Origin of the sequence: Mesorhizobium sp. dw_380, assembly GCF_018588885.1 — a bacterium.
Lineage (GTDB): Bacteria > Pseudomonadota > Alphaproteobacteria > Rhizobiales > Rhizobiaceae > Mesorhizobium.
This window is the reverse complement of sequence record NZ_JAFFIW010000004.1, coordinates 69,460-96,309: the sequence shown is the minus strand read 5'-3', so window position 1 is coordinate 96,309 and position 26,850 is coordinate 69,460. Positions and strand designations below refer to the sequence as shown.

Here is a 26,850-nt window from a genome sequence, read left to right as displayed (position 1 = left end):
GCGCGCGGCCTTGACGGGTAGCGCAGCCTGACCCACAAAGCCGCCCATGAGCAGCCCCCGCGACGTCGTCATCACAGGTATCGGCCTTGTCTCTTCGCTGGGAGAAGGTCCTGATACCCACTGGCAAAAGCTCGCGCAGCCGGGCCTGCAGCCGGTGCTCGAAGCCGCGCGCTTCGCGCCCTACACCGTCCATCCCCTGCCGGAGATCGACTGGAACCTGCAGATCGCCAAGCGCGGCGACCAGCGGCAGATGGAAACCTGGCAGCGGCTCGGCACCTATGCCGCGGGCCTTGCGCTGGACGACGCCGGTATCAAGGGTAATGACGAGCTTTGCACGACAATGGACATGGTCGTGGCAGCCGGCGGCGGCGAGCGCGATGAGGCGGTCGATGCCGCTATTCTCGCCGCTTCGGAAAGCCGCAATGACCGCGACGTGCTGCTCAACGAGAAGCTGACCACCGAATTGCGGCCGACTTTGTTCCTGGCCCAGCTTTCCAACCTGCTCGCCGGCAACATCTCCATCGTCCACAAGGTGACCGGCTCGTCCAGGACCTTCATGGGTGAAGAGGGTGCCGGCGTGGCCGCGGTCGAGACGGCCGCCGCGCGAATCCGCTCCGGCCAATCGACGCACATTCTGGTCGGCGGCGCCTTCCAGACCGAACATTCCGATATGCTGCTCGGCTACGAGCTGGCCGGCTATTTGCATCGCGGCCCCTGGAAAGCCGTCTGGCAAAGGCAGGGCACCGAGGGCGGTGGCGTGGTCACAGGTTCGGGCGGTGCTTTCCTGGTGCTGGAGCAGCGCGAACACGCGATGAGCCGTGGGCGCAAAATCTATGCCGAGCTGGGACCGGTCCTCTCCGGGCGCGCCAGACGGTCGCGCGGAAAACTCGATACCGAGATCGCCGCATTGCTGGCCCAAGCGGCGTTGCCGAATGGCAAACTGCTCGCTTTGTCGGGCGCATCCGGCGCGCATGCGGCAACCACCGCCGAGAAGGCGGCGCTCGACGCCAATCCGGCGATCGCCGCGCGTGGTTTCTCGACGCTGACCGGACATATGAAGGAAGCGCAGTTTCCTTTCGCCGTGGCGCTCGCCGCATTGGCCGTCGACCGCAAGGCCGCCTACCCTGTCTTTGATGCAACAGCCGAGAAGCCATTCGAAGGCATTCCCGCAAGCGTCCTTGCAACGGCGATCGGCTATCACCAATTCGAGGGCATGGCGCTGGTCAACGCGGCGTAAGGCGGACGCTGACCGATCCATGCCGCAACGACAAGAGGGGTCCCGAATGGCCAATCTCAGAGATCACATGGGCAGGCCGATCGTCGCCGTCACCGGCATCGGTGTCGTGACATCGCTCGGTGTCGGCAAGACCGACAACTGGGCGGCATTGACCTCCGGCAAGTCAGGCATCCATCCGATCACCCGCTTTCCCATCGATCAACTGAACACCCGCATCTCCGGCATGGTCGATTTCCTGCCGTCGAGTTCGAAAGGCGCGAGCCCCCTCACCTACGAGTTGGCCGAGCTTGCGGGCGTCGAAGCGGTGGCCGAGGCGAGTCTTGATTCCAACGACTTCGGCGGACCGCTCTTCCTCGCCTCGCCGCCGGTCGAACTCGACTGGGCCGAGCGGTTTTCGCTCTACAATTCCGACAAGGACAAGGATGACACCGCCGCCGAAAGACTGCTCCGGGTGGCGCGCAGCTTGAAAGAGCTTGATATTTTCGAGACCACCCAGTTCGGTTCGATCGCCGACCGCCTTGCCGACCGCCTTGGCACACGCGGTCTGCCGATCACGCTGTCGACGGCTTGCGCCTCGGGCGCCACCGCGATCCAACTCGGTGTCGAGGCGATCCGCCGCGGCGAATGCGACCGTGCGCTGTCGATCGGTGCGGACGGTTCTGCCACCGCCGAGGCACTGATCCGTTTCTCATTGCTCTCGGCGCTCTCCACGCACAACGACATTCCCGAAAAGGCATCGAAACCTTTCTCCAGGGATCGCGACGGCTTCGTACTGGCCGAGGGATCCGGGGCGCTCGTGTTGGAATCGCTTGAGGCGGCATTGGCTCGCGGCGCCACCATCCTCGGCATCCTGGGCGGTTGCGGCGAGAAGGCCGACGACTTCCACCGTACTCGCTCGAAGCCGGACGCTTCGCCGGCCATCGCTGCGGTTCGCGCCGCCCTCGCCGATGCCGGCCTGGGTGAAGACGAGGTCGACTATGTCAACGCCCACGGCACGTCGACCCCGGAGAACGACAAGATGGAACATCTGGCGCTGTCGACTGTGTTCGGCGAGCGCATAAGCTCCATGCCGGTTTCGTCGAACAAGTCGATGATCGGCCATACGCTGTCGGCGGCCGGCGCCGTCGAGGCGGCGTTTTCGCTGATGACGATGCGCGAAAGCGTCATTCCGCCGACCATCAACTACGACAATCCCGACCCTGCGATCGTGCTCGACGTCGTGCCGAACAAGAAGCGCAATGCCGGGGTTCGCACCGTTCTGTCGAACTCCTTCGGTTTCGGCGGCCAGAACACTTGCCTTGTCATGGCGCGGGAACCGGTCTAAGCGACCTTTTTCAGGCATACTGAACCGACAGGCCCAATGCGCGCATTGCAACTTATCGAGGACCGCCGTCTTGAAACGGTGGACCTGCCGCCCCCTCCGCCGCCCGCACTCGGCGAAGTCACGCTGCGCATCAAGGCGGTGGCGCTGAACCATATCGACGTCTGGGGCTGGCGCGGCATGGCCTTCGCCAAACGCAAACTGCCGCTGGTCGTCGGCGCGGAAGCCTCGGGCGAAGTCGAGGCGGTCGGTCCCGGCGTTTCCAGCCTGCTGCCCGGACAGTTGGTGTCGATCTATGGCGCGCGCACCTGCGGCCTTTGCCGCGCCTGCCGCGAAGGCCGCGACAATCTCTGCGAGCATGTCTCCGGCGTTCACGGCTTTCATCTCGACGGCTTTGCGCAAGAGAAGATCAACCTGCCTGCGCGTCTGCTCGTCCCGGCACCGCCCGGCGTGACCGATATCGGTGCCGCGGTGGCGCCCGTCACCTTCGGCACCGTCGAGCACATGCTGTTCGACAACGCCAGGCTGCAGCCCGGCGAGACGATCCTCATCCATGCCGGCGGATCCGGCATCGGCTCGGCGGCGATCCAGCTGGCGAAGCGGATGGGCTGCACCATCATCACCACGGTCGGCTCGAACGACAAGATCGACAAGGCCAAGGCGCTCGGCGCCGACCACGTCATCAACTACCGCGAAGATCGTTTCGAAGGCGTCGTGCGCAAGCTGACCAAGAAGAAGGGCGTCGATGTCGTGTTCGAACATGTCGGCGCTGACACCTTCGCCGGCTCGATGCTGTGCCTGAAGCGTGGCGGCCGGCTGGTGACATGCGGCTCGACATCAGGCGTATCGACGCAGATCAACCTGATGCAGCTCTTCCAGCAACAGCTGAAGCTGCTCGGATCCTTCGGCTGCCGCATGGAGAACATGGCCAACGCCATGCAGAAGATGGCGGCGGGACAAGTCGCGCCAGTCATCGACACCGAAGTCGGCTTCGACGACATCGATGCGGCGTTGAAGCGTATGGAAGGCCGCGACGTCTTCGGCAAGATCATCCTGCGCGTCGTCTAGAGCCTTGACTTCGGTGTTCAAGAAGTTTCGCCGCGATCTCAGATTTCGCTACGGCAGGCAGCTGCGTCAGGTGAACTACTGGCTGGTTGCGCGGGTCGCGATGATCATCATCTCGCTGCTGCGCCTGCTGCCGGTCGACAGTGCGCTGAATTTCGCCGACCGCGTCGCGCGCCGCATCGGCCCCTGGGTCGGTCGTCATCAGGTCGCCATCGACAATCTGCGCAAGGCCTATCCGGAAAAGAGCGAGGACGAGATCCAGGCCATTGCCTCCGACATGTGGGGCAACATGGCTCGCCTTGCCGCCGAATACATATTTCTCGACGCCCTGTTCGACTATGACCCGGCCGCCGGCAAGCCCGGTCGCGTCGAGGTCAAGGGAATAGAGCATTTCGTCGAGATCGCCGCCGAAAAGCAGCCGCACATCGTCTTCACCGGACATCTCGGCAATTTCGAGCTGCTGCCGGTGGCGGCGGCGACCTTCGGCATGAACATCACGGCGCTGTTTCGCCCGCCCAACAACCCCTACCTCGCCGATTACATCCTTTCGACGCGGCGCTCGACCATGGGATCGCTGTTGCCGTCGATGGCTGGCGCCTCGTTTGCATTGGCCGGGGTCCTGGAGAATGGCGGCAACATCGGCGTCCTCGTCGACCAGAAATTCTCCAATGGCCTGGATACCACCTTCTTCGGCCGTCCCTGCCAGAGCAACCGGGTGCTCGGGACCCTTGCCCGCCACTATGATTGCGACGTCTATCCCGCGCGTTGCATCAGGCTGCCCGGCAACCGCTTCCGGCTCGAGATCGAGGACAAGCTGGTCTTGCCGCGCACCGCTGACGGCAGCGTCGACGTCCACGCCACCACCCAGGTTCTGAACGATGTGGTCGAGCGCTGGGTGCGCGAGGATCCCGGCCAGTGGATGTGGTTCCACAAGAGATGGGAGATCAGCAACTGGCGGCGCAAGCGGCCCGTGAAGGCCGCCCCGGTCGCAAACCTCTAAGCTAAGTCGCTGGCGAAAATACAATTTCTACGCCAGCCGATGATGTCCCGGCGACCCGGGTCACTTCAGTTCGTGACGACAATACGGGTGTTGCCAAAACCCACTTCCCGCACCATCGAATAGAAGGTTGCGGCATTGGCCGTGTGCAGCCGCACGCAGCCATGCGAGGCCGGGCGGCCGAGCTGCCGGACTGCGCCCGTCCCGTGGATGGCGTAGCCACCATGGAAGAACACGGAATAAGGCATCGGCGACATCTCGTATTTGCGCGAGTACCACATACGCGCGGTCCGCTGCGGCCGGTACGTCCCGCGCGGCGTGAAATAGCCGGGACGCGCGGTGGACACGGCCCACCGGTAGACCGCCGAGCCATATCTGACCGTCATCGTCTGCGAGGACACGTCGATATTCGCCTCCAACATCGCCGCGTAGCTTGCGGCCGGCGTACCAAACAGCGCTGTTGCCAACATCGCCGCTGCTACCAGAAAGTTCTTCTTCATGCGATCAAACCCCTTTGATTGCCCCTTGCCTGCTCGCCATCACGTTGTTTTTTTAGGCTTTAATGGCAGTGAACAGATAGCACATACTCCTTGATCAATTCGCCAATCCAAAGCAGCCAATTTGAACGATTTCCCGCGATAGTTGCCGCAACGACACGCTGCACCGGTTTGATCGACGGGCTTGCAAAACCACAGGGATCACTGCTCAACTCGGCGCATGAATGAGCGACTCCTCAAGGCAATCGACACCAGGCGCGACGACGTCGTCGCGCTGACAGCCGACCTGATCCGCTTTCCGACCATCAATCCGCCCGGCGAAGCCTACCGGCCATGCGCCGAATATCTTGGCGCGCGGCTGAAGAAGCGCGGCTTCGAGACCGAATTCATCCGTGCAGAAGGCACGCCCGGCGACACCGATCGCTACCCACGCGTCAATGTCGTGGCCCGTTTCGAGGGCAGGTCACCCGGTGCCTGCGTCCACTTCAATTCGCATATCGACGTGGTCGAAGCCGGCGACGGCTGGACCGTCGATCCCTTTGCCGGCATCGTCAAGGACGGCAGGGTCTATGGCCGTGGCGCCTGCGACATGAAGGGTGGCCTGGCGTCGTCGATCATCGCGGCCGAAGCCTTCATGGAAGTCTATCCCGACTTTCCCGGCGCCATCGAGATATCCGGCACGGTCGATGAAGAGTCCGGCGGCTTCGGCGGTGTCGCCCATCTGGCCAGACTCGGCTATTTCTCCAAACCCAGGGTCGACCACGTCATCATCCCCGAGCCGCTCAACAAGGACCGCATCTGCCTTGGTCATCGTGGCGTCTGGTGGGCGGAGATCGAGACCAAGGGCGAGATCGCGCATGGCTCGATGCCGTTTCTCGGCGACAATGCGGTGCGCCATATGGGCGCCGTGCTAAGGGCTTTCGAGGACGAATTGTTCCCGGCACTCGACCGCAAGATGACACGCATGCCGGTCGTGCCAGAAGGCGCCAGGCGCTCGACCATGAACATCAACTCCGTCCACGGCGGCCAGACCGAGGACTTCCGGCCCGGCCTGCCCTCGCCCAACGTGCCCGATTCCTGTCGGCTGACCATCGACCGCCGCTTCCTGCTCGAGGAAGATCTCGCCACGGTCAAGGGCGAAGTGACCGGCATTCTTGACCGGCTGAAGCGCGAGCGCAAAAAGTTCGACTATGAAATTCGCGACCTGATGGAAGTTTTGCCGCTGATGACCGAGCGCGACGCGCCGGTGGTCAAGGCCGTGGCGCAAGGCATTCATGCGATTTTCGACCGCGAGCCCGATTATGTCATTTCTCCCGGCACCTATGACCAGAAACACATCGCCCGCATCGGCCACATCTACGATTGCATCGCCTATGGCCCGGGCATTCTCGACCTCGCCCACCGGCCGGACGAATGGGTCGGCATAGCGGACATGGTGGAATCGGCCAAGGTGATGGCGATCGGGCTCAATGTGCTGCTGCGCGGCACGGCGACGGGATAACCCTGCACCGCGACAAGCTTCGACCTGTCGACGGGGCTGGCGCGGCAAAAACATTCCCGGCCATCCTGCCTGGCAGCACGAAACGCAATTTACTCCCGCGCGAAATCACGCTTCTATCCGGTCGCTTGAGTAGATGGGGAGTCGCACGATGAGATTGTGGAAAACCATTCTGGCCGCGGCGGTCCTTGCGCTGGCCACCGGAAGCCCGACCTTTGCCGCGCGCACCGACCTTGTCATCGGCATTCCGCTCGAACCGCCGCATCTCGACCCAACCGCCGGCGCCGCGGCCGCGATCGACGAGGTGCTCTATGCCAATGTGTTCGAGGGCCTGACGCGTATCGGTCAAAATGGCGAAGTGCTGCCGGACCTGGCCGAAAGCTGGACCATTTCCGACGACGGCAAGACCTACACCTTCAAGCTGCACAGCGGCGTGAAATTCCACGACGGCGCCGACTTCAGCGCCGACGATGTTAAATTCTCGCTCGACCGTGCACGCGCCGATAATTCCGTCAATGCGCAAAAGGCTCTGTTTGCGGAGATCGACAAGGTCGAAATCGTCGATCCGGCAACGGTCAAGGTCACGCTGAAAAACCCGCAAGGGTCATTCCTCTACAATATGGGCTGGGGCGATGCAGTCATCGTCTCCCCGAAATCCGCCGACACCAACAAGGAAAAGCCTGTCGGTACCGGCCCGTTCAAATTCCAGAGCTGGAGCAAGGGATCGTCGATCACGCTGGTCAAGTCCGACCACTACTGGGGCACGCCGGCATCCCTCGACAAAGTCGAGTTCCGCATCGTGCCGGATGCCGCCGCCTATGTGCCGGCGCTGCTGTCGGGCGACATCCAGGCCTTCCCGTTCTTCGATCCCGAGAGTCTCGCGCAGGTCAAGGACGATCCGCGTTTCAAGGTGGTGATCGGCTCGACCGAGGGCGAAACCATCCTGTCGATCAACAACAAGAAGCCGCCTTTCGACAAGCTGCAGGTCAGGCAGGCGATCTCCTACGCGCTCGACCGCAAGGCGATCATCGATGGCGCCTCGGCCGGCCTTGGCCTGCCGATCGGCTCGCATATGTCCCCGGCCAACAAGGACTATGTCGACCTCACCGGCCGCTATCCGCATGATATCGCCAAGGCCAAGGAGCTCCTGAAGGAAGCAGGCCTGGAAAACGGGTTCAAGGCGACGCTGAAGCTGCCTCCGCCCGGCTATGCCAGGCTCGGCGGCGAGATCATCGCCTCGGAGCTTCGTGACGTCGGCATCAACCTCGAGATCATCCCGGTCGAATGGGCGCAGTGGCTGGACCAGGTATTCACCAAGAAGGACTACGACCTGACCATCGTTTCCCACACCGAACCCAACGACATCGATATCTATTCGCGCAAGGATTATTACTTCAACTACGATAACCCCACCTTCGACAGGGTGATTGCCGACCTCAACCTCACCTCCGACGAGGCCAAGCGCAAGGAGTTGCTCGCCCAGGCACAGAAGATCCTGGCCGACGACGCCGTGGTCGGCTTCCTCTACGAACTGCCGAAGGTTGGCGTCTGGGATGCCAAGCTGCAAGGGCTGTGGGAAAACGCCCCGATCCAGGCGAATGACCTGACCAAGGTGAAGTGGGGCGAGTGAGGCTGTTGGCCAAAAGGCGACGCTTGCGCTCCGCCCCCCTCTCTGCAGAGGGGGGCGCCGTAGAGCGACACCCTCAGCTGCTCTTTGCCGTCGGCAATACCGCCGGTCCTCGCCTCCCATGACCGCCTACCTCCTCAAGCGCTTCGCCATCGCCCTCGCCACACTGGTCCTCGCCTCCATGGTGGTGTTCGCCGTGCTGGAGATCCTTCCCGGCGACCCGGCGCGGCTGATGTTGGGCATGAACGCGAGCGCCGACCAGGTCGAACTTCTGCGCAACCAGATGGGTCTCAACGCGCCGCTGGCTTGGCGCTATCTGCACTGGGCCGGAGGCCTGCTCAGCCTCGATTTCGGCCGCTCCTATACCTATTCGGTGCCGGTCCTCGATCTCGTGCGCGAACGGCTTGCCGTCTCGCTGCCATTGGCGCTGATCGCGCTCGCGCTCTCCACCATCATCGCCATTCCGGTCGGGCTGTTTTCCGCCAGCCGGCGCGGCCGCGCTGGCGACACGGTGGCGATGGGCGCGGCACAGCTTGGCGTTGCCGTACCCAATTTCTGGTTCGCCCTCATGCTGATCTATGTCTTCGCGGTCTGGCTGCGACTGGTCCCGGCCGGCGGTTTTCCCGGCTGGGGCGCTGGCATCTGGCCGGCCGCGAAATCGCTGATGCTGCCGGCGGTGGCGCTTGCCTTGCCGCAGGCGGCGATCCTGGCGCGCGTCACCCGCTCGGCGCTGATCGAGGTGCTGAATGAGGATTATATCCGAACCGCCCGCGCCAAGGGCCTGCCCTATCGCGCCGTGCTGTGGCGGCACGCGCTGCGCAACGCCATGATCCCGGTGCTGACCATCCTTGGCCTGCAATTCGCCTTCCTGCTCGCCGGCACCATCATCATCGAGAATGTTTTCTATCTCCCCGGCCTCGGCCGGCTGGTGTTCCAGGCGATCACCCAGCGCGACCTGATCGTCGTTGAAAGCGTCGTCATGCTGCTGGTCGCCGCCGTCATTGCCGTCAACCTGGTCGTCGACCTTTCCTATGCGGTCGTCGATCCGCGCCTGAGAAGCCGGCAATGACAATGCACATCGACATCCCCGAGGAGACGCTCAGCTCCATCCTGGCCAAGGCGTTCAGGAATACCGCATTCGTTGCCGGTTTCGTCATCACCGTGCTGATCCTGGCGATGGCTGTGATCTCCTACGTCTGGACACCTTACGACGTGACGAGGTTGGTCATATCGGACAAAACGCAAGGCCCCTCGCTGGCGCATTGGTTCGGCACCGACCATTTCGGCCGCGACATCCTGTCGATGATCATGGTTGGCGCGCGCAATTCGATTGCCGTGGCATTTGTCGCGGTCGGCATCGGCATGGGTGTCGGCGTGCCGCTCGGCGCCTTCGCCGCGGCGCGCGGCGGTCTCGTCGACGAGGCGCTGATGCGCATCAACGACCTCGTCTTCGCCTTTCCGGCACTGCTGTCGGCGATCATGATCACCGCCATCTTCGGGCCGGGCGCCGTCAACGCCATCATCGCCATCGGCATCTTCAACATCCCGGTCTTTGCCCGCGTCGCCCGCGCCGGCGCGCTGGCGATCTGGCCGCGCGAGTTCATCCTTGCCGCGCGCGCCGCCGGCAAAAGCAGCACACAGATCTCAATCGAACATGTGCTGCCCAACATTGCCACGCTGCTTCTGGTGCAAGGCACCATCCAGTTCGCGCTGGGCATTCTGGCCGAAGCCGGGCTTTCCTATCTCGGCCTCGGCGCGCAGCCGCCAATGCCGAGCTGGGGCCGCATGCTCTTCGACGCGCAGACCCGCATGGTGGCGGCGCCCTGGATGGCGATCTTTCCCGGCATGGCAATCGTCATCACCGTGCTCGGCCTGAACCTCCTGGGCGACGGCATCGCCGACATTCTCGACCCGAAATCGCGGCGGCAGCGATGAGCCTGCTGGAGATCGAGAACCTGTCGCTGACCATCGGCGATACGCCGATCCTGAAAGACTTGCAGCTTTCCGTTGCGCCCGGCGAGGTGATGGGGCTGGTCGGCGAATCCGGTTCCGGCAAATCGATGACCGCGCTGACCACGATGCGGCTTCTGCCCCATGCCGCCCGCGCCACCGGGCGCGTCTCGTTCGACGGCATCGATATCCTCGCCGCAACCGAGGACCAGATGTGCGCACTGCGCGGCGACGACATCGGCATGGTGTTCCAGGAGCCGATGACGGCACTCAATCCGGTCAAGACCATCGGCGAACAGGTGGCCGAAGGCATACGCTGGCACACCAAGGCGTCTCGCGCCGAGGCCGAGGAGCGGGCGCGAAAAATGCTCGACCGCGTCGGCCTTCCCTCGGCGAAGTTCCCGCTGTCGCGCTATCCGCACGAACTGTCCGGCGGCCAGCGCCAGCGTGTCGTCATCGCCATCGCTTGCGCGCTGAAACCGAAACTGCTGATCGCCGACGAGCCGACGACGGCCCTCGACGTGGTGATTCAGGCGCAGATCCTCGATCTCCTGCGCGACCTCGTTGCCGAGAGCCGCATGGGCCTGCTGCTGATCTCGCACGACCTGGCTGTCGTGACCGAGATGGCCGACCGCATCACCATCCTGCGCCGCGGCGAGGTGATGGAAACCGGCGAGACCGCGCGCACGCTCTCCGAACAGCTTGACCCCTACACGCGCCAACTGGCGCAAGCCTCGATGCATGTGCCGGCACGCGCCAAGCCGCATGCCACCGGAGAAGGCAAGCCGCTGCTCGAGGTCGAAGGCGTGACCCGCGACTATCCCGGCCGGCGCATCGCGCTGTTCCGGCGCGCGCCTGATATCCGCGCCGTCGACGATGTCTCCCTGGCGATGGCGCCGGGCCAGTCGGTGGCGCTGGTCGGCCGATCCGGCTGCGGCAAGTCAACACTCGCCCGCATGATCCTGGCGCTCGATCGACCAAAGTCAGGCACGATCCGCTTTCGCGGCGAAACCATCACCGACAAGGGCGAAGCGGAACTGAAACCGGCCCGGCGCGACATGCAGCCTGTCTTCCAGGACCCCTACGGCTCCTTCGATCCGCGCCAAAAAGTCGAAAAACTGGTCGCCGAACCCTTGCATGTGCTGGAGAAACAACCGACACGCGCCGAGCGCCGCGAAATGGTGGCGCATGCGCTGCACGAGGTCGGCCTCGACCAGCGCGATATGGACAAGTACCCGCACGAATTTTCCGGCGGCCAGCGCCAGCGCCTGTCGATCGCCCGCGCCATCATCACCCGCCCCAAGCTGGTCGTCGCCGACGAGCCGGTCTCGGCGCTCGACGTCTCGATCCGCGCCCAGATCCTCGATCTGTTCGCCGAACTCAACCAGAAGCTCGGCATCGCCTATCTCTTCATCACCCATGACCTGACCGTCGCCCGCGCCATCACGGATGAGGTGCTGGTCATGCATGACGGAAAGATCGTCGAGCGTGGCAAGACGAGCGAGGTGCTCGACCATCCGCAGTCCGAGGCGGCCAAGGCGTTGGTTGCCGCCGCCCCGGACCTGCATCGGGCAATCGCGCGCCGGATGCAGGAACAGGGGTGAGCGACCGGTTAGCGAAGCGAATCCATCGTGCCAGTGCCACGATGGAAGGTGGCGAACCGGGGAGCTGCCGCAGGCAGCGGGCCCCCGGCCGGGGCACCGATCCCTACTCTTCCGGCTTCACCACATCGACCGGACTGATGTCAAGCAGGTCAAGCGTGCGGCGCAGCAGGCGCATCTCGGTCTCGGCCAGTTGCGCATCCGCCTTGGCGATCTCGGCCATATGCCGCGCCAATTGCTTGCGCCGTTCAACGTCGAGATCGCGAAACAGCGCAATCGCCTGCGAGCCATTGGTCTCGTAGCCGAACTCGTTGAGATATTCGATGACGCTGTCGATGCTGGCCTCCGGAATACCGAAGGCGTCCTTGCAGATGCGCCGGAAGGCAACCATCTCGCTCTCGCTGACCGATCCGTCGGCCAGGATCATGCGGAACAGCATCAGAAGTTCCGCCGACAGGACGGGATCGTCCGCCACCTTGCGCACGCCGGGGTCGCCGTCAAAGATCGAGCGTATCTGGTCCAGCAATGCGAACGCCATCAGGTGCCCCTTTCCGATTCGTCTTCAATAGAGTTAGCGCGGAATCGGCCTTGCGCAAACGGGGCGGTCGTGGTCGAACGCCCGCTATCTCAGCCGACCGACGTTCCCACGGATCAGATGATCGACCTCAGCATCCAAACCGTTGCCATGCTCGCCTTCGCCGCCTTTGCGGCGGGCTTTGTCGATTCGATTGCCGGCGGCGGCGGACTGATCACCATTCCCGCACTGCTGCTGGCCGGCTTCTCGCCGGTCGGGGCACTTGGGACCAACAAGCTGCAGGGCATGTTCGGCTCCGGATCGGCGACGATCCATTATGCCTCCAAAGGGCATGTCGACCTGCGCAGGCAATTGCCCTCGGCGCTGCTGGCACTTGCCGGAAGTGCCATCGGCGCATTGCTGGCCACGATCGTGCCCGGCGACCTGCTGCGTGCTCTCCTGCCCCTGGTGCTGATCGCCATTGCGCTTTATTTCGCACTCAAGCCCAACATGAACGACGTCGACCGGGCCGAGCGCCTGTCGCCATTCCTGTTCGGACTGACCCTGGTGCCGGCAATCGGCTTCTATGACGGCCTGTTCGGCCCGGGCGCCGGCTCCTTCTACATGCTGGCCTTCGTCGCCCTGGCCGGCTACGGCGTGCTCAAGGCCACGGCGCATACCAAACTGCTCAACTTCGCCTCCAACATCGGCGGCTTCATTGTCTTCGCCGCCGTCGGCGTCATCTCCTGGAAGATCGGCCTGATGATGGGCGTCGCCCAGTTCCTCGGCGCCCGCGTCGGCGCGAGCCTGGCCATGCGCATCGGCGCCAAACTGATCAAGCCGCTGCTGGTGATCGTCTGCGTGGCACTGGCGGTGAAGCTGCTGGCCGATCCGGCCAACCCGCTGCGCGTCATGATTGGTGTGTGACCACACGCCCTGATAGAATGACGCTGTTCGAATCATGTTGGAGGAGCCACACATGAATCTCAGCGCGCCTACTCAGATTGTTTTCATCATTTCCCTAGTCATTGCCATAATCGGCATTCTCGCCGCGCTTGGCATTCTTGCGTTCATTCCAATCGCATCGGTGTGGATCGTTCTTATTGCCTACATTGTGCTAGCCGCCGGCTGTTTGATGCGCGGCGCCTGATACGCTTCCCTCAAGACGTGGGGACTGAGAGCGCCCGGCCAAAAGCCGGGCGCTTTTGATTCTGACCCGCTTTTCAGTCGCGCCAAGATCCCAGGGAATTAGCCGCGTCGCTACGCTCCTTGCTCCGCCCGTGGATGATGACGAAACGATGGGTATTCCTGGCCAAGAAATTACCTAGCCAGCCCGAAAATCGCGTCACAGTCGAGATGGGTCTCCAGTTCGGCCGCGACCTCGTCCAGCGCCCGTTCGACCTCGGCGCGATAATCGATGCCGCCGCCCTTGATGCCGAGGCTTTCGAGGAATTTCCCGCGAAAGCCGTCGGCACCGAACAGGCCATGCATATAGGTGCCCAGCACCTTGCCATCGGGCGAGATCGCACCGTCCTCGGCACCATTGATGATCGCCGACGGTCGCATCGCGTCCGGGCCGGTGGTGCGGCCGAGATGGATTTCATAGCCTTCGAGCGGCTGGTCGAACGGGACGGATCGCGCGCTGACATTGCGCACTGTCTTCTCCGGCTCCATCACCGTCTCGACGTCGAGCAGGCCGAGCCCTTCGGCTTCGGTGACGCTGCCTTCGATGCCGTCGGGATCGCGCACCATGCGGCCAAGCATCTGGAAACCGCCGCAAATGCCGACAATATGGCCGCCACGCTTGCGGTGCGCCGCAAGATCCCGGTCCCAACCGTTCTCGCGGAATTTCAGGAGATCGCCGATCGTCGACTTGGAGCCGGGAATAACAACCAGCCCGGCGTCGGCCGGCAGCGGCTTACCAGGGGGCACGAAAACCACTTCGACCTGCGGCTCGGCCTTGAGAGGGTCGAGATCGTCAAAATTGGCGATGCGGCCAAGCACCGGCACCGCCACCTTCAGCGCGCGCGCCTCACCGGACGCCAACCGTTCCAGCACGACAGAGTCCTCCGAAGGCAGCCGTGCCGCCGCCTTCAGCCACGGCACGACGCCAAAGCAGCGCCAGCCGGTGAATTTTTCGATCGCCTTCAGGCCGTCATCGAACAGCGAGACATCACCGCGGAACTTGTTGATGAGATAGCCGACGATCATGCGCCGGTCCTCTTCCGGCAGGATCAGATGCGTACCAGCCACCGAGGCGATGACGCCGCCGCGATCGATGTCTCCGACCAGAACCACCGGCACGTCGGCACGCGTGGCAAAGCCCATATTGGCGATGTCGCGGCTGCGCAGGTTGATTTCGGCCGGCGAGCCGGCGCCCTCGACGATGACGAGGTCTGCGTCCTCGCCGACCTTGCCCCAGGAGTCGAGCACGGCGTCCATCAGCCGGCCCTTCAGCGCCTGATAATCCCGCGCTCGCGCCTCGCCGAACACCTTGCCTTGCACGATGACCTGCGCGCCGACATCGGTCTGCGGCTTGAGCAGCACCGGGTTCATGTGGACCGACGGCACAACGCCACAAGCGATCGCCTGCAGCCATTGCGCACGGCCGATCTCGCCGCCGCCATGATGGTTGTCGCCGGGAATATCGGCAACGGCGGCATTGTTGGACATGTTCTGCGGTTTGAACGGGCGCACCTTCAGCCCGCGCTTTTTCGCGGCTCGGCACAGCCCGGCGACCAGCACCGTCTTACCGACATCCGAGCCGGTGCCTTGCAGCATGATTGCCCTGGCCATCAGTCCCTGCCCTGCGCTGCGGTTCCGGTGACGGTGGATTTCTGCGCCAGCGGTCCGCCGCGCCAGATGTAGAGCGCCAGCAGCGCTTCCCCGCCGGTGCGCATGGCGTGGTTGACATTGGAAGCGTGGTGGATCACCTCGCCGGCCTCCCGCATGTGAAAACCGCCCTCGCCCATCCGCCATTCGGTGCCGCCGGTCAGTGGAACGTAGATTTCCTCGGCGACATGGTGATGGTCGGGATAGACGATATCAGGCCCAAGGATCAGCAGGCCGGCGGCGACCTGGTCATTGGCGAAATGACCGCGCGTGCCGAACATTTCCAGCCAGCCGTAATTGTCGATGAAATCTTTGCCGAAATCCGCCTCGCTGTAAGTCTGCCCCCAATGCAGGTCGTTGCGCTGCTGTACCAGCAACTGCATCAGCGGTTTTGCAGCCATCGGCGCCAAGTCTGCCGCGCGATCGAGATGACACAGGCAGCCGAGCGGACGCGGCTTCAGCGCGCGGGCCGGCATGTCCCAGCCGATGCGCGCCACGGCATCGCGCACCAGGGCATCGTCCACGGAAGCCAGATAGGCATGGAACCGTCGAAGCAGTTCATCGAATTTTGTCGTCACGTCTTGCTCCGGACATGCATTGAAGCACAGCCGCTCCGCGGCGGGTCGGGTTGCGCGGCGGCATCATTGGTCTAGATTGGTGCGCGCGCAAAGCCAAAAACAACAGGCCAGCGGGCTAGCTGGCCAGCACATAGGGAGCACGCCATGGACGCCGCGGTCGATGCGAGCACCAGCCAGTTCGAACTCAACGAGGAACAGCGTGCCATCCAGGAGATGGCGCAGGCCTTCGCCGCCGACCGCGTCGCGCCGAATGCACTCGACTGGGACCGCAGGAAACATTTCCCCGCCGACGTGATCCGCGAGACCGGCCCGCTCGGCCTTGGCGGCATCTATGTCAGCGACGATGTCGGCGGCTCCGCGCTCGGCCGCCTCGACGCCGTGCTGATCTTTGAGGCGCTGTCGCATGCCGATCCGGCCTTTTCGTCCTTCATCTCGATCCACAACATGGTGGCTTCGATGATCGACCGTTTCGGGGATGAGGAGCAGCGCCAGCGCTTCCTGCCCAAGCTGACCTCGATGGAGTGGCTGGCAAGCTACTGCCTGACCGAGCCGGGTTCGGGATCCGATGCCGCCGCCCTGAAGACGCGTGCGGTGAAGAGCGGCGGCGACTATGTCCTCAACGGCGCCAAGCAGTTCATCTCGGGTGCCGGCGACAGCGATGTCTACGCCGTCATGGTCCGCACCGGCGCCGATGGTCCGAAAGGCATCTCCACCATCATCGTGCCCAGGGATGCGCCCGGCCTCTCCTTCGGCGCCAACGAGCACAAGATGGGCTGGCACATGCAGTCGACGCGCCAGGTCATCTTCGAGGACTGCAAAGTGCCGGTGGAAAACCTTTTGTCGGGTGAAGGCGCCGGTTTCGGCATCGCCATGGCCGGGCTCGATGGCGGCCGGCTGAACATCGCCGCCTGTTCGCTGGGCGGTGCGCAATCGGCGCTCGACAAGGCGCTGTCCTACACCGCCGAGCGCAAGGCCTTCGGCTCCAAGATCAACCAGTTCCAGGCGCTGCAGTTCCGGCTGGCCGACATGGAGACGGAGCTGCAGGCAGCGCGCATCTTCCTCTATGCCGCCGCCTCAAAGCTCGACCGCAAGGCGCCCGATGCCGGCAAATGGTCGGCAATGGCCAAGCGCTTCGTCACCGACACCGGCTTCACCGTCGCCAACGACGCGCTGCAGCTGCTCGGCGGCTATGGCTATCTGCATGATTACGGCGTCGAGAAGCTGGTGCGGGACCTGCGCGTCCATCAGATCCTCGAAGGCACCAACGAGATCATGCGCGTCATCATCGCGCGCGCCTTGATTGGGCGGCAGTAGGCAGTAGGCAGTAGGCAGTAGGCAGTAGGCAGTAGGCAGTAGGCAGTAGGCAGTAGGCAGAGAGATGACCGGCAAGATCAATTCCTACAAGGATCTTATCGTATGGCAGCATGCGATGGATCTAGCGGTCGCTGCCTATTCCTTGACCAAGACGTGGCCAAAAGAAGAATTGTACGGCCTGACCAGCCAAATCCGTCGATCAGCGAACTCTATCCCTGCAAATATCGCGGAAGGTTATGGTCGAGACAACAGAGGCTCATATCAGCAATTTCTCAGGATCGCCCAGGGTTCGCTGAAGGAGTTCGAGACACACCTTCAGATCGCCGAACGCATCGGTCTTGCCACGCATGATCAAGCTCATCACCTGCTATTAGCGACCGAGGGCATCGGCAAAATGCTTCGCCAACTCATTCTCAGACTTACGCCAGAATAGATTGCCTACTGCCTACTGCCTACTGCCTACTGCCTACTGCCTACTGCCTACCTACCCATTCACGGAGCGCCACCATGACCACCATCGCCTTCATCGGCCTCGGCAATATGGGCAATCCAATGGCCGCCAACCTAGTCAAGGCCGGGCATGCGGTGAACGGTTTCGACCTCGTGCCGGAAAACCTCACCGTCGCCAAGGAACATGGCGTGACGGTCATGGCCAACGCACCGGCCGCGGTAAAGGACGCCGAAGTGGTGATCACGATGTTGCCGGCCGGCAAGCACGTGCTCTCGGTTTATGAGGACATCGCGCCAAAGGCAAAAAAGGGCGCGCTGTTCATCGATTCCTCGACGATCGACGTTGAATCCGCGCGCAAGGCGCATGCGACAGCTACAAAACATGGCCTGCTGTCGATCGATGCGCCGGTTTCCGGCGGCACCGGCGGTGCGGCGGCCGGTACGCTGACCTTCATGGCTGGCGGCTCCGACAATGCCTTCGCCGCCGCCGAGCCGATCCTGAAGCCGATGGCCGGGCGCATCGTCCATTGCGGTGGCGACGGCGCCGGCCAGGCGGCAAAGATCTGCAACAACATGATCCTCGGCATTTCGATGATCGGCGTCGCCGAGGCCTTCGTGCTGGCGGAAAAGCTCGGCCTGTCGCATCAGGCGTTGTTCGACGTCGCCTCGACCTCGTCAGGCCAGTGCTGGTCGCTGACCACCTATTGCCCGGTGCCCGGCCCGGTGCCCACTTCGCCCGCCAACGGGGATTACAAGCCGGGCTTTGCCGCGGCCCTTATGCTGAAGGACCTGAAATTGTCCCAGGAAGCAGCACTCGGCGCAGGCGCGGTGACCCCACTCGGCGCCGAGGCGGCGCAGCTCTACGCCCTGTTCAACGCCCAGGGACATGGCGGCGCCGATTTCTCCGGCATAATTAATTTTCTGCGCGGCAATCCTGCGTAACCGGCGGATTTGATGGGATTTTTCCGGGTTTGCCCGACAGGCAGATCGCAAATTTAGATTTGCTTAAGCTCTCGATAACTCCGCGGTAACGATGTCCCTATAAAACGGATTGTGAGGCGGACATATCGCATCCGCCCGGCGCTCCGGATCAGGTCTCGCGTACCGGAGCCCGTAAGTTTCGCAAGTGTCTCAGTAGCGAAACGCCATGCGTATCTGGCAAAGCCGCGTTCCCGATGGAGCGCGGTTTTTGCATTTCTCCCGCGCTCAATTCAGATCGACGCTATATTCCGATCGCCGCGTTTCGGGATTGGCACGTGATCTTCGTTGGTCAGCACGATCGGCGCATCCACCCCATCCACCCTGACCACGAGCAGGCGCATGCTCCATGTGCCTGCATTGCGGACCAGGTGGGAAAACACGGTGCCCTTGCCCTTGGCGCCATGGACCGGAATGCTGAACTGCGCATCGCCGGCGCCGTTCGCGTTGACGTCGAGATTGCCGCCGACCCAGAAATTGTCGGTCACGTCCTCGCCGATCGCGGCTTTCACGCGGGTGTCGGCGCGAATGGCATCCATGGTCATGTGATAGGCATCACTGCCTTTCAGAATGTAGGGAACGCTGCCGACCGTCGCCGCGCAGCCGCCGATCCCAACCACCCAGACGACCAGACCGGCGATTGCCCAGTTGCGTTGCGTCTTGCGGAACTGCTCGGCGTCGCGCCAGGCCCGGTTCCGCCACGCCCAGCGGCTGCCGCGCGCGCCGAGCACGATGATCATGATGATATTGACGACCGGGATCAGCGCCAGCAGCGCGATGAAGGTGCTGTTGCCGATGCCCCATATCCAGTTGAGGAAGAAGGCGCCCCAATTCCAGCGATCGAGCTCAGCCGGAATTTCAGCGGGCTGGTTGAGCGGTTGTCCTGCCATCAAGTCTCCCCTCGGCAAACGGCCTCACCGGCTTGTAGCCGATAGCACGGACAACCGGAACCCTTGGCCACCTGCGATGGACGGGCAAGTGGGCTCAGGACAACGGAATGGCTGACATGTGGGTGGCAGGCGTCGCGAACCTCGGGACGCCTGCCAATATCTCACCGCTTGCGCAGATCCGCTTGCGCTAGGTCGAGCGCCTTGCCGATACGCTCGCAGGCCATGTCGATCGTGTCGCGGGTCCACATCAGCGGCGGCGACAGGATCATCGTGTCGCCGGTGGCGCGCAGCATCATGCCGTTGGCGATCGCATGGTCGCGCACCGTCACCGCTGCACTTCCCGAAGGCAGGAACCGCTCCTTGGTCGCCTTGTCCTTGACGATCTCGATCGCGCCCATCAGCCCGATCGAACGCACCTCACCGACGAGATCATGTCCGGCAATCCGCTCCTGCAGGGCCTTGGCGAAGTAGGGGCCGGTGTCGTTCCTGACGCGATCGACCATGCCTTCCCGTTCGATGATTTCCAGGTTCTTCAACGCCACCGCACAAGCCACCGGGTGCCCGGAATAGGTGTAGCCGTGATTGAACTCGCCACCCTTCTCGACCAGCGTCGAGGTGATGCGGTCGCCGACCAGCAGGGCCGACAAAGGCTGGTAGCCCGAGGTCAGCGCCTTGGCCGTGGTGATGGTATCCGGTTCGATGCCGAAGGTCTGGGCCGCGAACCATTCGCCAGTGCGGCCATAGCCGGTGATGACTTCGTCGAGCATCAGCAGCACGTCGTATTTGCGGCAGATGCGCTGCACTTCCGGCCAGTAGCTCATCGGCGGTATCTTCACGCCGCCCGCCCCCATAACCGGCTCGCCGATGAAGGCCGCGACCTTGTCGGCGCCGGCTTCGAGGATGGCGTCCTCGACCGCCTTGGCCGCGCGCAGCCCGAAATCATGGTCGCTCTCGCCAGGCAGCGCCAGCTCGTAGGCATAGGGCATCATCACATGGACGATGTTGGGCACCGCGCCGCCGAGCTGCTTGTGCATGGCATCCATGCCGCCGAGCGAGGTGCCGGCGACGGTCGAGCCGTGATAGGCCATCTTGCGCGAGATGATGCGGTTCTTTTCCGGCTTGCCTTCCAGCACCCAGTAGTGGCGCACGAGACGCAGCGCCGTGTCATTGGCTTCCGAACCGGACGAGCCGTAGAACACCTGATTTATATGCTTCGGCGCGATTTCCGCCAGCTTCTTGGACAACAGCACCGGTGTCGGCGTCGAGGTTTTGAAGAAGGAATTGTAGTAGGGCAGTTCCTTCATCTGGGCGTAAGCGGCCTCAGCCAGTTCGTCGCGGCCATAGCCGATATTGACGCACCATAGCCCAGCCATGCCGTCGAGAATCTCTGTCCCCTCTGAATCGTAGATGAATGCCCCATTGGCGTGGGTGATGATGCGCGACCCTGCCGCGCGCAGCTCCTTGTGGTCGGTGAAGGGGTGGAGATGATGCGCGGCGTCGATCTGCTGAAGCTGCTTCAGCGAATAATTCTGATAAGTCATGGATATGATCTTTCCTCTGGATTCAAGCCGGCTGGCGCCGGGGCGAATGCATCAGAGGGAGGCAGGCGGCGAATAACCGATGCGGGCGCATAGCCGCAAAAGCTCGGCGCGCAGCGTGCGCGGTGACGGTGTCACCGCGACGCGCAATGCACGAGCCCGAAATGCGCCAACCAATGTCCTGACCAGAGCCATGGGCGGCACCTTAGAGCAAAGGGCGGTCGAGGTGAACCACCCTTGCTCCGAGATTTCGGTTCACGCCTTGGCGCTCAGCGCTCTTTGCAGGAACACATATTTCATCGCCGTCTGCGCCGCTTGCGGCCGGCGGTCGCCACGCCCGCCATGTCCGCCTTCGGTCTCCTCGAAGAACAGCGTCCTGGCATGACCTGCCTCCTGCAGGCGGGCGGCCATCTTGCGCGCATGGCCGGGATGGACCCGGTCGTCGGCGGTCGAGGTGGTCAGCAGCACCGGCGGATAGGCGGCACCGGCCTCGACATGCTGATAGGGTGAATATGCCGAAAGCCATTTAGCGTCTTCCGGCTTTGACGGATCGCCATATTCGGCCATCCATGAGGCGCCCGGCGGCAATTCGGTGTAGCGCAGCATATCGAGCAGCGGCACCTCGATGATGACGGCACCGAACAGCTCCGGACGCTGCGTCAGGGAAGCGCCGGTCAGCAGGCCGCCATTCGAGCCGCCCTGGATGCCGAGCGAGGCTGTCGTCGCGATACCGCGCCGAACAACGTCCTCAGCCACCGCGGCGAAATCGTCGAAGCCGTTCTGGCGCTTGCCCTTCAGCGCCGCCTGATGCCAGGCCGGGCCGAATTCGCCGCCGCCGCGGATGCAGGCCTGCACATAGGCGTTGCCCTTCTCAAGCCACAACCTGCCACGCACGCCGGCATAGCCGGGCAAGAGCGGCACTTCGAACCCGCCATAGCCGTAGAGCAGCGTCGGCACCGGCCCTTTCTGGTCGCGCCGCCGGACGACGAAATACGGGATCATCGTGCCATCCTTCGAACGTGCCTCGAATTGTTCCGAGATCAGCGGCGAAGCATCGAAACGCGCCGGCTGCGATTTCACCGTCGCCAGCGTCTCAGCATTGTCGTCAGACCAGATGATCGAAACCGGCGTCAGGAAATCCGTGAAGGAGAAGGAAACGCTCGAGCCGAAATGCTCGGCATGGCTGATGCCGACGGTGCCGTTCTCAGGCAGTGCGACGGGTTTCAGCGACCAAGCACCGTCCTTGCGCTCGCAGACGAGAACCTTGCCGCGCACATTGTCCATCAGGCTGATGAACAGTCGGTCCTGCGTGCGGGCAATGCCGGCAATGGACACACGATGCGCCGGCGCCAACAAGGTTTCGATGGAACCAAGGCTGCCTGTTTCGATCCAGTGCGCGAAATCGAGCGAATAGAGCCCGTCCGGCTGGCAGGCCGTGCCGTCCGGCGCGGCCCATGGTGTACGCACCCCGAACACCAGCTGGTCCTTGAAAAGCGCGGTGTCGGTCACATCGTCGGGCAGCGGGATGCGCCTGTTTTCGCCCGACGGGAGATGCAGGAAACTGTGCGACGCGAAGAAGTTGAGCGTCCGCGCCAGAAACAGATGACGCTTGTCGCCGTCGAACTCGACGCCGGCACCAACGGCGAGATCCTCTTTCTGCGCCTCGAAGATCGGCGTCGCGTCTTCGAGCTTCGTGCCGCGCTTCCAGAGCTTGACCACGCGCGGATAGCCGGACTCAGTCTTGTCCGCTTCCTCGAAGGCCGCCGAGACGATGACGGTATCTTTGTCCAGCCAGCCGAAGTTCGATTTGGAGGCGGGCGCCTGAAAACCGCCTTCAACGAAGGATTTGGCGGCGATGTCGAACTCGCGCATGGTACTGGCATCGCCGCCATCAGGCGACATGCTTACCAGGCAGAGGTTGAAATCGGGATAGAGCCGGCTGGCGCCGCTGAACACCCATTTGATTCCCTCCTTCGCAGCAAGCTGGTCGAAGTCGATGATCGTTTCCCACATCGGCTTCTCGGCCTTGTAGGAGGCGACCGTGGTGCGGCGCCAAAGGCCGAGCGCATTGGTCTTGTCCTGCCAGAAATTATAGACATGCCCGGCGATTGCCGCGCCCACGGCGATATTGTCCTCGGCCGTCATCAGATCAAGCGCGGTCTGGAATGACGCCTGGTAGGACGGATCGCCCTGCAATTCACCAACCGTGACCCCGTTCTGGCTATGCACCCAGTCCAGCGACTCTTTGGCCGTCCGGTCCTCCAACCAGAGGAAGGGATCGTGAGAGCTGGATTCTGGCTTGGCGATGGGCTTGGTCATGGAATCTCCGATTGCTTCGGCATGCAACATCGACATGCCGTGTCCGATATTCAATAGCTGGGGAATTCAAGCCAAGGATTCAGGCTTTCCCGCGGCCAGCGATGCTGGCGGCCGCCAGTACCAGGCACAGCAGGCCAAGCGTGATCGGCAGGCCGACGGCCCCCAGAATATCCATCGCGCTCCCCGCGAGCGGCGGCACGGCGATGCCACCGACGCCCCACATCAGCGAGAATGCGGCATTGCCGGCAACCAGTGCCGAGCCGGTGAAGCGCTCGCCGAGTTCGATGATCGACATCGTATAGATGCCGTAGGAGACGGCGCCCCAGACGAAGATCATCGGCCAGATCAGCGGCGTCTCGATGAGAAGCGGCAGAAGCAGGCAGCCGAGCACCGTGATCGAGACACATGCAAGCCGCACCAGGCGCGCCGTTAGCCTTTCGGCCAGAAGACCGAGCGGAACCTGCATAGCGATGTTGCCGGCGATCATCACCGACAGCAGCGCCGACATGCGGGCCTCGGTGAGGCCGTAATGGCCGCCATAGACCGGCAGCAAGGCCAGCGCGCCCTGTTCGAAGCCGGCGGCCACGATGACGGCAAACAGAAGCAGCCACGCCAACGGCACGAAACCCAGGACGGAAACCTGGTGACCGGCATCGTCGACTTTGGGCAGGCGCGGCAGCACCGATGCCAGGCAGATGCCGCACAGCACGAAGGCGCAAATGCCGACCAGGAACGGCGGCCAGCCCTCGGTGCCGACAGCAAGCAGGCAGAGTGGTCCGGCCGCGAAACCGGCCGAGATGATCGTCGAATACACGCCCATGACGCGCCCGCGACGGGCCGGCGGCGCCAGGGCAATGACCCAGATCTCACTCAGCACATAGAGCGGATTGGTCACCGCGCCGATCAGGAAGCGCAGCGGGAACCACAGATAGACATTCTGCGTCCAGCCGATCAGCGCCAGCACGACAGCCGAGAGTGCGGCACAGGTGAGCGTCGTGCGCCCTGCCCCGAACCGGCGCGCCAATGCCGGGATCAGCGGCGACGAAACGATGAAGCCGATCGGCGTCATCGCCGCCGACAGGCCGATCATCGCCGGAGAGACGCCCTGGCGCTGCAGGATGAAGCTCAGCAGCGGATAGGACAACCCCTGCGCGATGGCGAACACAGACACCGTCGCGATCACGCCGGTAATCGCCGCCCCTTGCATCCCTGTCTCGCTATTGTCCGAACCGGTCGCCGTCATGCCGTGCCGCTCCGGCGGACCGACGAGCGATAGAGCGCGAAAATCACCAGCAAGGCGTCGAGTGCCGCCCACTGCGTTCCCGCTTCGCCTTCGCTCGAGCCGGTCGCGACCATGCCGTCATCCATGTGAGCCGCCGGCTGACCTCCCGGCCGGCAAGCGTCACTAGCTACTGGTTCAATCCCGGGAAAGAAAGAGCCGGCAAGGCAAATCAGCTTGCGCTTCGATCGACCGACGCCAAAGCGGTACCGGATTGAAAGAATTTCGGATGACCGGTTTGACGACGCTACGGAAAATATCGGGCAATCGCGCCCTTCTTGCCATCGGCGTAGGGCCTTAGCCACTTGTCGTCGACGGAAATCCCATCGTCGTCCGAAGGTCCCTTGCCGATCGTCCTGCGCCAGGCGCGGAACTTGTAGTGATCGAAGACGTCGAGCATGTGGACGGCATAGGCCGCGGCAAACGTCTTGTCGCCTTCCACGATCACCAAATTTTCGTCATTTTCGTAGGACGCTTTGTAGCCAAGGTTGTGGCTGCCGGTGATGACTGTGGCGTTGTCTTCCATCGGATCGATGATGACGATCTTGTCGTGCACGATCGCATGGCCGACGGTCAGCACCTCCGCCTGGAAGTCGCGGGCGATGGTGGCGCCGGTCAGGTTTGCCGCCCGCACGATGGAGACATTGGGCGCCTCCCGGACCTTCTCCGGATAGACGAAGGGCGCCTTGCCGTCCTTGTTCGATTTGTGGGTGACCGGATCCTTGGTCGGCGCGACATAGTTGGGCATGGCGGTTTGATCACTGATCGCGCCCTGCACGATCAAATTCGGATCGGCCTTCGCCGCCGCGACGGCCTGGTCGACGATCGACTTTTCGCCAAGCAACGAGGGATTGAACACCAGGAACAGCACCGCCCGCTTCGCCGCGCGGATGCGGGCAAAGACATCCTCGAGATCCACCGGCCGCACGGAAATATCCTTCTTGTTGCGGTTAGGATCGTTGGGCGAAAACCAAACCGTCATGCCGTCCAGCGCCGCGGTGGCGCCGTTCAGCGGATTTGGCATGTGGTTTTCCAGGCGGAACGGCACACCTTGCGTCTGCGCGACGTGGCCGGCGGCACTTTCCGAGGCAGGCGGCGGAAACACATCGGCCTTCATGCGCTCCCAATAGGCATTAAACACTTTTGCCATCGCCGGGTCGTCGCGGATGAAGGCGTTGTTGGACTGCCCGCAAATGCCGGTCGAGGTCCAGTTGGTGCTGCCCGTCATCACGGCCTGCGGCTCGCCTTGGGGATCGCGATAGACGGCGAACTTGTTGTGGCCGATATGGTTGTTGTTGAAAAGACGGTCCGTCACCACGACGCCCGCATCGTGCAGGCGCTTCCTGTAGGGCGCATTGCCGGCGTCCCAGGACTTGGTCTGGGCGTCCTTGCCCGAATTCGAAAGGATGACCTCGACGACATCCTTGGCGGTGACGATGGCGTCGCACAATTCGTCGTCGCCAAGCTCGTAGAGGGCAAGCCTGACGGTGCCGCCTTCCTCCTTGGCCCGTCTCAAAAGACTGGTCAGCACGTCAGGCACATCGCCGTGCAGATAGGCGCGTATCTTGCTGGTCGGATCCCGCAGGATCGCGCTGATCTTGTCGCGCTGCCCGACCTTGATGCCGGCCTCTTGCAACGCATGCGACATCCATTGCGTCGACAGAACGCCATTGGTGAAGGCGACACGCGCCTCGCCGAACATCTGTCCCAGGAAGATCGTTGGGCTGACCGCGCCCTGGCCGAGATAGCCAAGCCGCCGCGCCGGCCCGGTATAGGCGGGTTTGCCGTCGACGACCTGGTCAGGGCGCACCGGCACCGGATCGAGACCTGGTTTCATGTCGCCGACCGGACGCACCCGGTAGGCGATCATTTCGCCGTCCGGCCTGACGTCGATGCTGTCGCGGCGCCGCCGAACGGTGAGATCGCGCCAGAATGTCTTCTGCACCGGCCAGACGCCGGTATCCTGGGGAATCCATCTGGGGTTTCGCTGCCCCTTGAAAGGTACCCAGGCCGCCAGGCAACGCTCCTCGCCGGCGTCGGGATAGAGGCGCACGATTTCGAAACCGAGGCAGCCCGGGATCATCCCGTCGATATCCCAGGAAAGGAACGCAACTTCGTTATTGGTCGCGGCACGCACTTTGACGACGTCAGGCATGGCTGTCCCTCCAAAAAATTTCAACGCGCAAGTATGTCAGAAGTAAAAGACGGTACTGTAACGCACTCAACATCTGCCGCCGACCCCTCTCCCGGACATACGCGGGAATGCCGGTACTGCCGGTCAATGTCGCGGCCTCACAACTGCCGTTCCGGCATGTCGCTTCCCTCGCCCTAGTGGTCGCCGCCTCCGCAATGGCCGGCGGGTCGC

Annotated in this window: 24 protein-coding genes; 14 read left to right on the top strand and 10 right to left on the bottom strand. The window is 63.2% G+C overall.

Annotated elements, in window-relative coordinates; all coding sequences use genetic code 11:
- Positions 1-46 precede the first annotated feature (46 nt).
- The 4 genes from JT360_RS05290 to JT360_RS05275 are packed head-to-tail and all read left to right on the top strand — an operon-like array spanning position 47 to position 4,623.
- The gene (locus JT360_RS05290; RefSeq protein ID WP_214470511.1) at positions 47-1,237 is read left to right on the top strand and encodes a beta-ketoacyl-ACP synthase; all 1,191 of its coding nucleotides are present in this window, start codon (positions 47-49) and stop codon (positions 1,235-1,237) included.
- Positions 1,238-1,283: 46 nt separating this feature from the next.
- Positions 1,284-2,561 (top strand): beta-ketoacyl-ACP synthase, encoded by a 1,278-nt coding sequence (locus JT360_RS05285; protein WP_214470509.1) that lies wholly within the window; start codon positions 1,284-1,286, stop codon positions 2,559-2,561.
- A gap of 36 nt (positions 2,562-2,597) precedes the next feature.
- Complete coding sequence (locus tag JT360_RS05280; protein ID WP_214470507.1) at positions 2,598-3,626, top strand: zinc-binding dehydrogenase; 1,029 nt, start codon at positions 2,598-2,600, stop codon at positions 3,624-3,626.
- Positions 3,627-3,639: 13 nt separating this feature from the next.
- Positions 3,640-4,623 (top strand): lipid A biosynthesis lauroyl acyltransferase, encoded by a 984-nt coding sequence (locus JT360_RS05275; protein ID WP_214470504.1) that lies wholly within the window; start codon positions 3,640-3,642, stop codon positions 4,621-4,623.
- 65 nt (positions 4,624-4,688) lie between these two features.
- On the opposite strand, the gene JT360_RS05270 is transcribed toward JT360_RS05275, so the two are convergent.
- Complete coding sequence (locus tag JT360_RS05270; RefSeq protein ID WP_214470503.1) at positions 4,689-5,120, bottom strand: L,D-transpeptidase; 432 nt, start codon at positions 5,118-5,120, stop codon at positions 4,689-4,691.
- Between the two features lie 217 nt (positions 5,121-5,337).
- On the opposite strand from JT360_RS05270, the gene JT360_RS05265 reads away from it, so the two are divergent.
- From JT360_RS05265 to JT360_RS05245, 5 genes are all read left to right on the top strand, one after another.
- Positions 5,338-6,618, top strand: coding sequence for an acetylornithine deacetylase/succinyl-diaminopimelate desuccinylase family protein (locus JT360_RS05265; RefSeq protein ID WP_214470501.1), 1,281 nt, complete (start codon positions 5,338-5,340; stop codon positions 6,616-6,618).
- 148 nt (positions 6,619-6,766) lie between these two features.
- On the top strand, positions 6,767-8,245 hold the full coding sequence (locus JT360_RS05260) for an ABC transporter substrate-binding protein (RefSeq protein WP_214470498.1): 1,479 nt from the start codon (positions 6,767-6,769) through the stop codon (positions 8,243-8,245).
- Positions 8,246-8,363: 118 nt separating this feature from the next.
- Positions 8,364-9,311: an ABC transporter permease gene (locus JT360_RS05255; protein WP_214470497.1), complete on the top strand. Its 948-nt coding sequence runs from the start codon at positions 8,364-8,366 to the stop codon at positions 9,309-9,311.
- A complete protein-coding gene (locus JT360_RS05250) occupies positions 9,308-10,177 on the top strand; it encodes an ABC transporter permease (protein WP_214470495.1) in 870 nt (289 codons plus the stop codon). Before JT360_RS05255 ends, JT360_RS05250 begins: the two co-directional genes overlap by 4 nt.
- Positions 10,174-11,796 carry an ABC transporter ATP-binding protein gene (locus JT360_RS05245; RefSeq protein ID WP_214470494.1) on the top strand — a complete coding sequence of 541 codons (1,623 nt, stop codon included), beginning with the start codon at positions 10,174-10,176 and terminating at the stop codon, positions 11,794-11,796. The genes JT360_RS05250 and JT360_RS05245 overlap by 4 nt, the downstream gene beginning before the upstream one ends.
- 103 nt (positions 11,797-11,899) lie before the next feature.
- Here JT360_RS05245 and JT360_RS05240 read toward each other — a convergent pair whose 3' ends face one another.
- Positions 11,900-12,331, bottom strand: a complete 432-nt coding sequence (locus JT360_RS05240; RefSeq protein WP_214470493.1) for a TerB family tellurite resistance protein — start codon at positions 12,329-12,331, stop codon at positions 11,900-11,902.
- Positions 12,332-12,448: 117 nt separating this feature from the next.
- Between JT360_RS05240 and JT360_RS05235 the strand changes: the two genes are divergently transcribed.
- Together JT360_RS05235 and JT360_RS05230 are read left to right on the top strand one after the other, a co-directional pair.
- A complete protein-coding gene (locus tag JT360_RS05235; RefSeq protein ID WP_214470492.1) occupies positions 12,449-13,234 on the top strand; it encodes a TSUP family transporter in 786 nt (261 codons plus the stop codon).
- A 52-nt stretch (positions 13,235-13,286) separates the two neighbouring features.
- On the top strand, positions 13,287-13,457 hold the full coding sequence (locus JT360_RS05230; protein WP_127369211.1) for a hypothetical protein: 171 nt from the start codon (positions 13,287-13,289) through the stop codon (positions 13,455-13,457).
- A gap of 170 nt (positions 13,458-13,627) precedes the next feature.
- Here the strand turns inward: JT360_RS05230 and JT360_RS05225 are convergent, their stop codons facing one another.
- Both JT360_RS05225 and JT360_RS05220 read right to left on the bottom strand, forming a co-directional pair.
- Positions 13,628-15,103, bottom strand: coding sequence for a cobyric acid synthase (locus tag JT360_RS05225; protein WP_214470491.1), 1,476 nt, complete (start codon positions 15,101-15,103; stop codon positions 13,628-13,630).
- Positions 15,103-15,717 (bottom strand): dimethylsulfonioproprionate lyase family protein, encoded by a 615-nt coding sequence (locus tag JT360_RS05220; protein WP_214470490.1) that lies wholly within the window; start codon positions 15,715-15,717, stop codon positions 15,103-15,105. Before JT360_RS05220 ends, JT360_RS05225 begins: the two co-directional genes overlap by 1 nt.
- Positions 15,718-15,861: 144 nt before the next feature.
- Between JT360_RS05220 and JT360_RS05215 the strand changes: the two genes are divergently transcribed.
- From JT360_RS05215 to mmsB, 3 genes are all read left to right on the top strand, one after another.
- Entirely contained in the window at positions 15,862-17,031 is a 1,170-nt protein-coding gene (locus tag JT360_RS05215; RefSeq protein WP_214470489.1) for an isobutyryl-CoA dehydrogenase, read from the top strand.
- Positions 17,032-17,095: 64 nt separating this feature from the next.
- Entirely contained in the window at positions 17,096-17,464 is a 369-nt protein-coding gene (locus tag JT360_RS05210) for a four helix bundle protein (protein WP_214470488.1), read from the top strand.
- Positions 17,465-17,538: 74 nt separating this feature from the next.
- Positions 17,539-18,423 (top strand): 3-hydroxyisobutyrate dehydrogenase, encoded by an 885-nt coding sequence (gene mmsB / locus JT360_RS05205; protein ID WP_214470487.1) that lies wholly within the window; start codon positions 17,539-17,541, stop codon positions 18,421-18,423.
- 269 nt (positions 18,424-18,692) lie between these two features.
- On the opposite strand, the gene JT360_RS05200 is transcribed toward mmsB, so the two are convergent.
- The 6 genes from JT360_RS05200 to JT360_RS05180 form a co-directional block, all read right to left on the bottom strand.
- Positions 18,693-19,349 (bottom strand): cytochrome c oxidase assembly factor Coa1 family protein, encoded by a 657-nt coding sequence (locus tag JT360_RS05200; RefSeq protein ID WP_250888629.1) that lies wholly within the window; start codon positions 19,347-19,349, stop codon positions 18,693-18,695.
- Between the two features lie 161 nt (positions 19,350-19,510).
- Positions 19,511-20,890, bottom strand: coding sequence for an aspartate aminotransferase family protein (locus JT360_RS05195; RefSeq protein WP_214470486.1), 1,380 nt, complete (start codon positions 20,888-20,890; stop codon positions 19,511-19,513).
- A 252-nt stretch (positions 20,891-21,142) separates the two neighbouring features.
- Entirely contained in the window at positions 21,143-23,206 is a 2,064-nt protein-coding gene (locus JT360_RS05190; protein ID WP_214470485.1) for a prolyl oligopeptidase family serine peptidase, read from the bottom strand.
- 79 nt (positions 23,207-23,285) lie between these two features.
- Entirely contained in the window at positions 23,286-24,449 is a 1,164-nt protein-coding gene (locus JT360_RS05185; RefSeq protein WP_250888628.1) for an MFS transporter, read from the bottom strand.
- The gene (locus tag JT360_RS33960; RefSeq protein ID WP_284731532.1) at positions 24,446-24,574 is read right to left on the bottom strand and encodes a hypothetical protein; all 129 of its coding nucleotides are present in this window, start codon (positions 24,572-24,574) and stop codon (positions 24,446-24,448) included. The genes JT360_RS05185 and JT360_RS33960 overlap by 4 nt, the downstream gene beginning before the upstream one ends.
- A 158-nt stretch (positions 24,575-24,732) precedes the next feature.
- Positions 24,733-26,640, bottom strand: coding sequence for a phospholipase D-like domain-containing protein (locus JT360_RS05180; protein WP_214470484.1), 1,908 nt, complete (start codon positions 26,638-26,640; stop codon positions 24,733-24,735).
- Positions 26,641-26,850 lie beyond the last annotated feature (210 nt).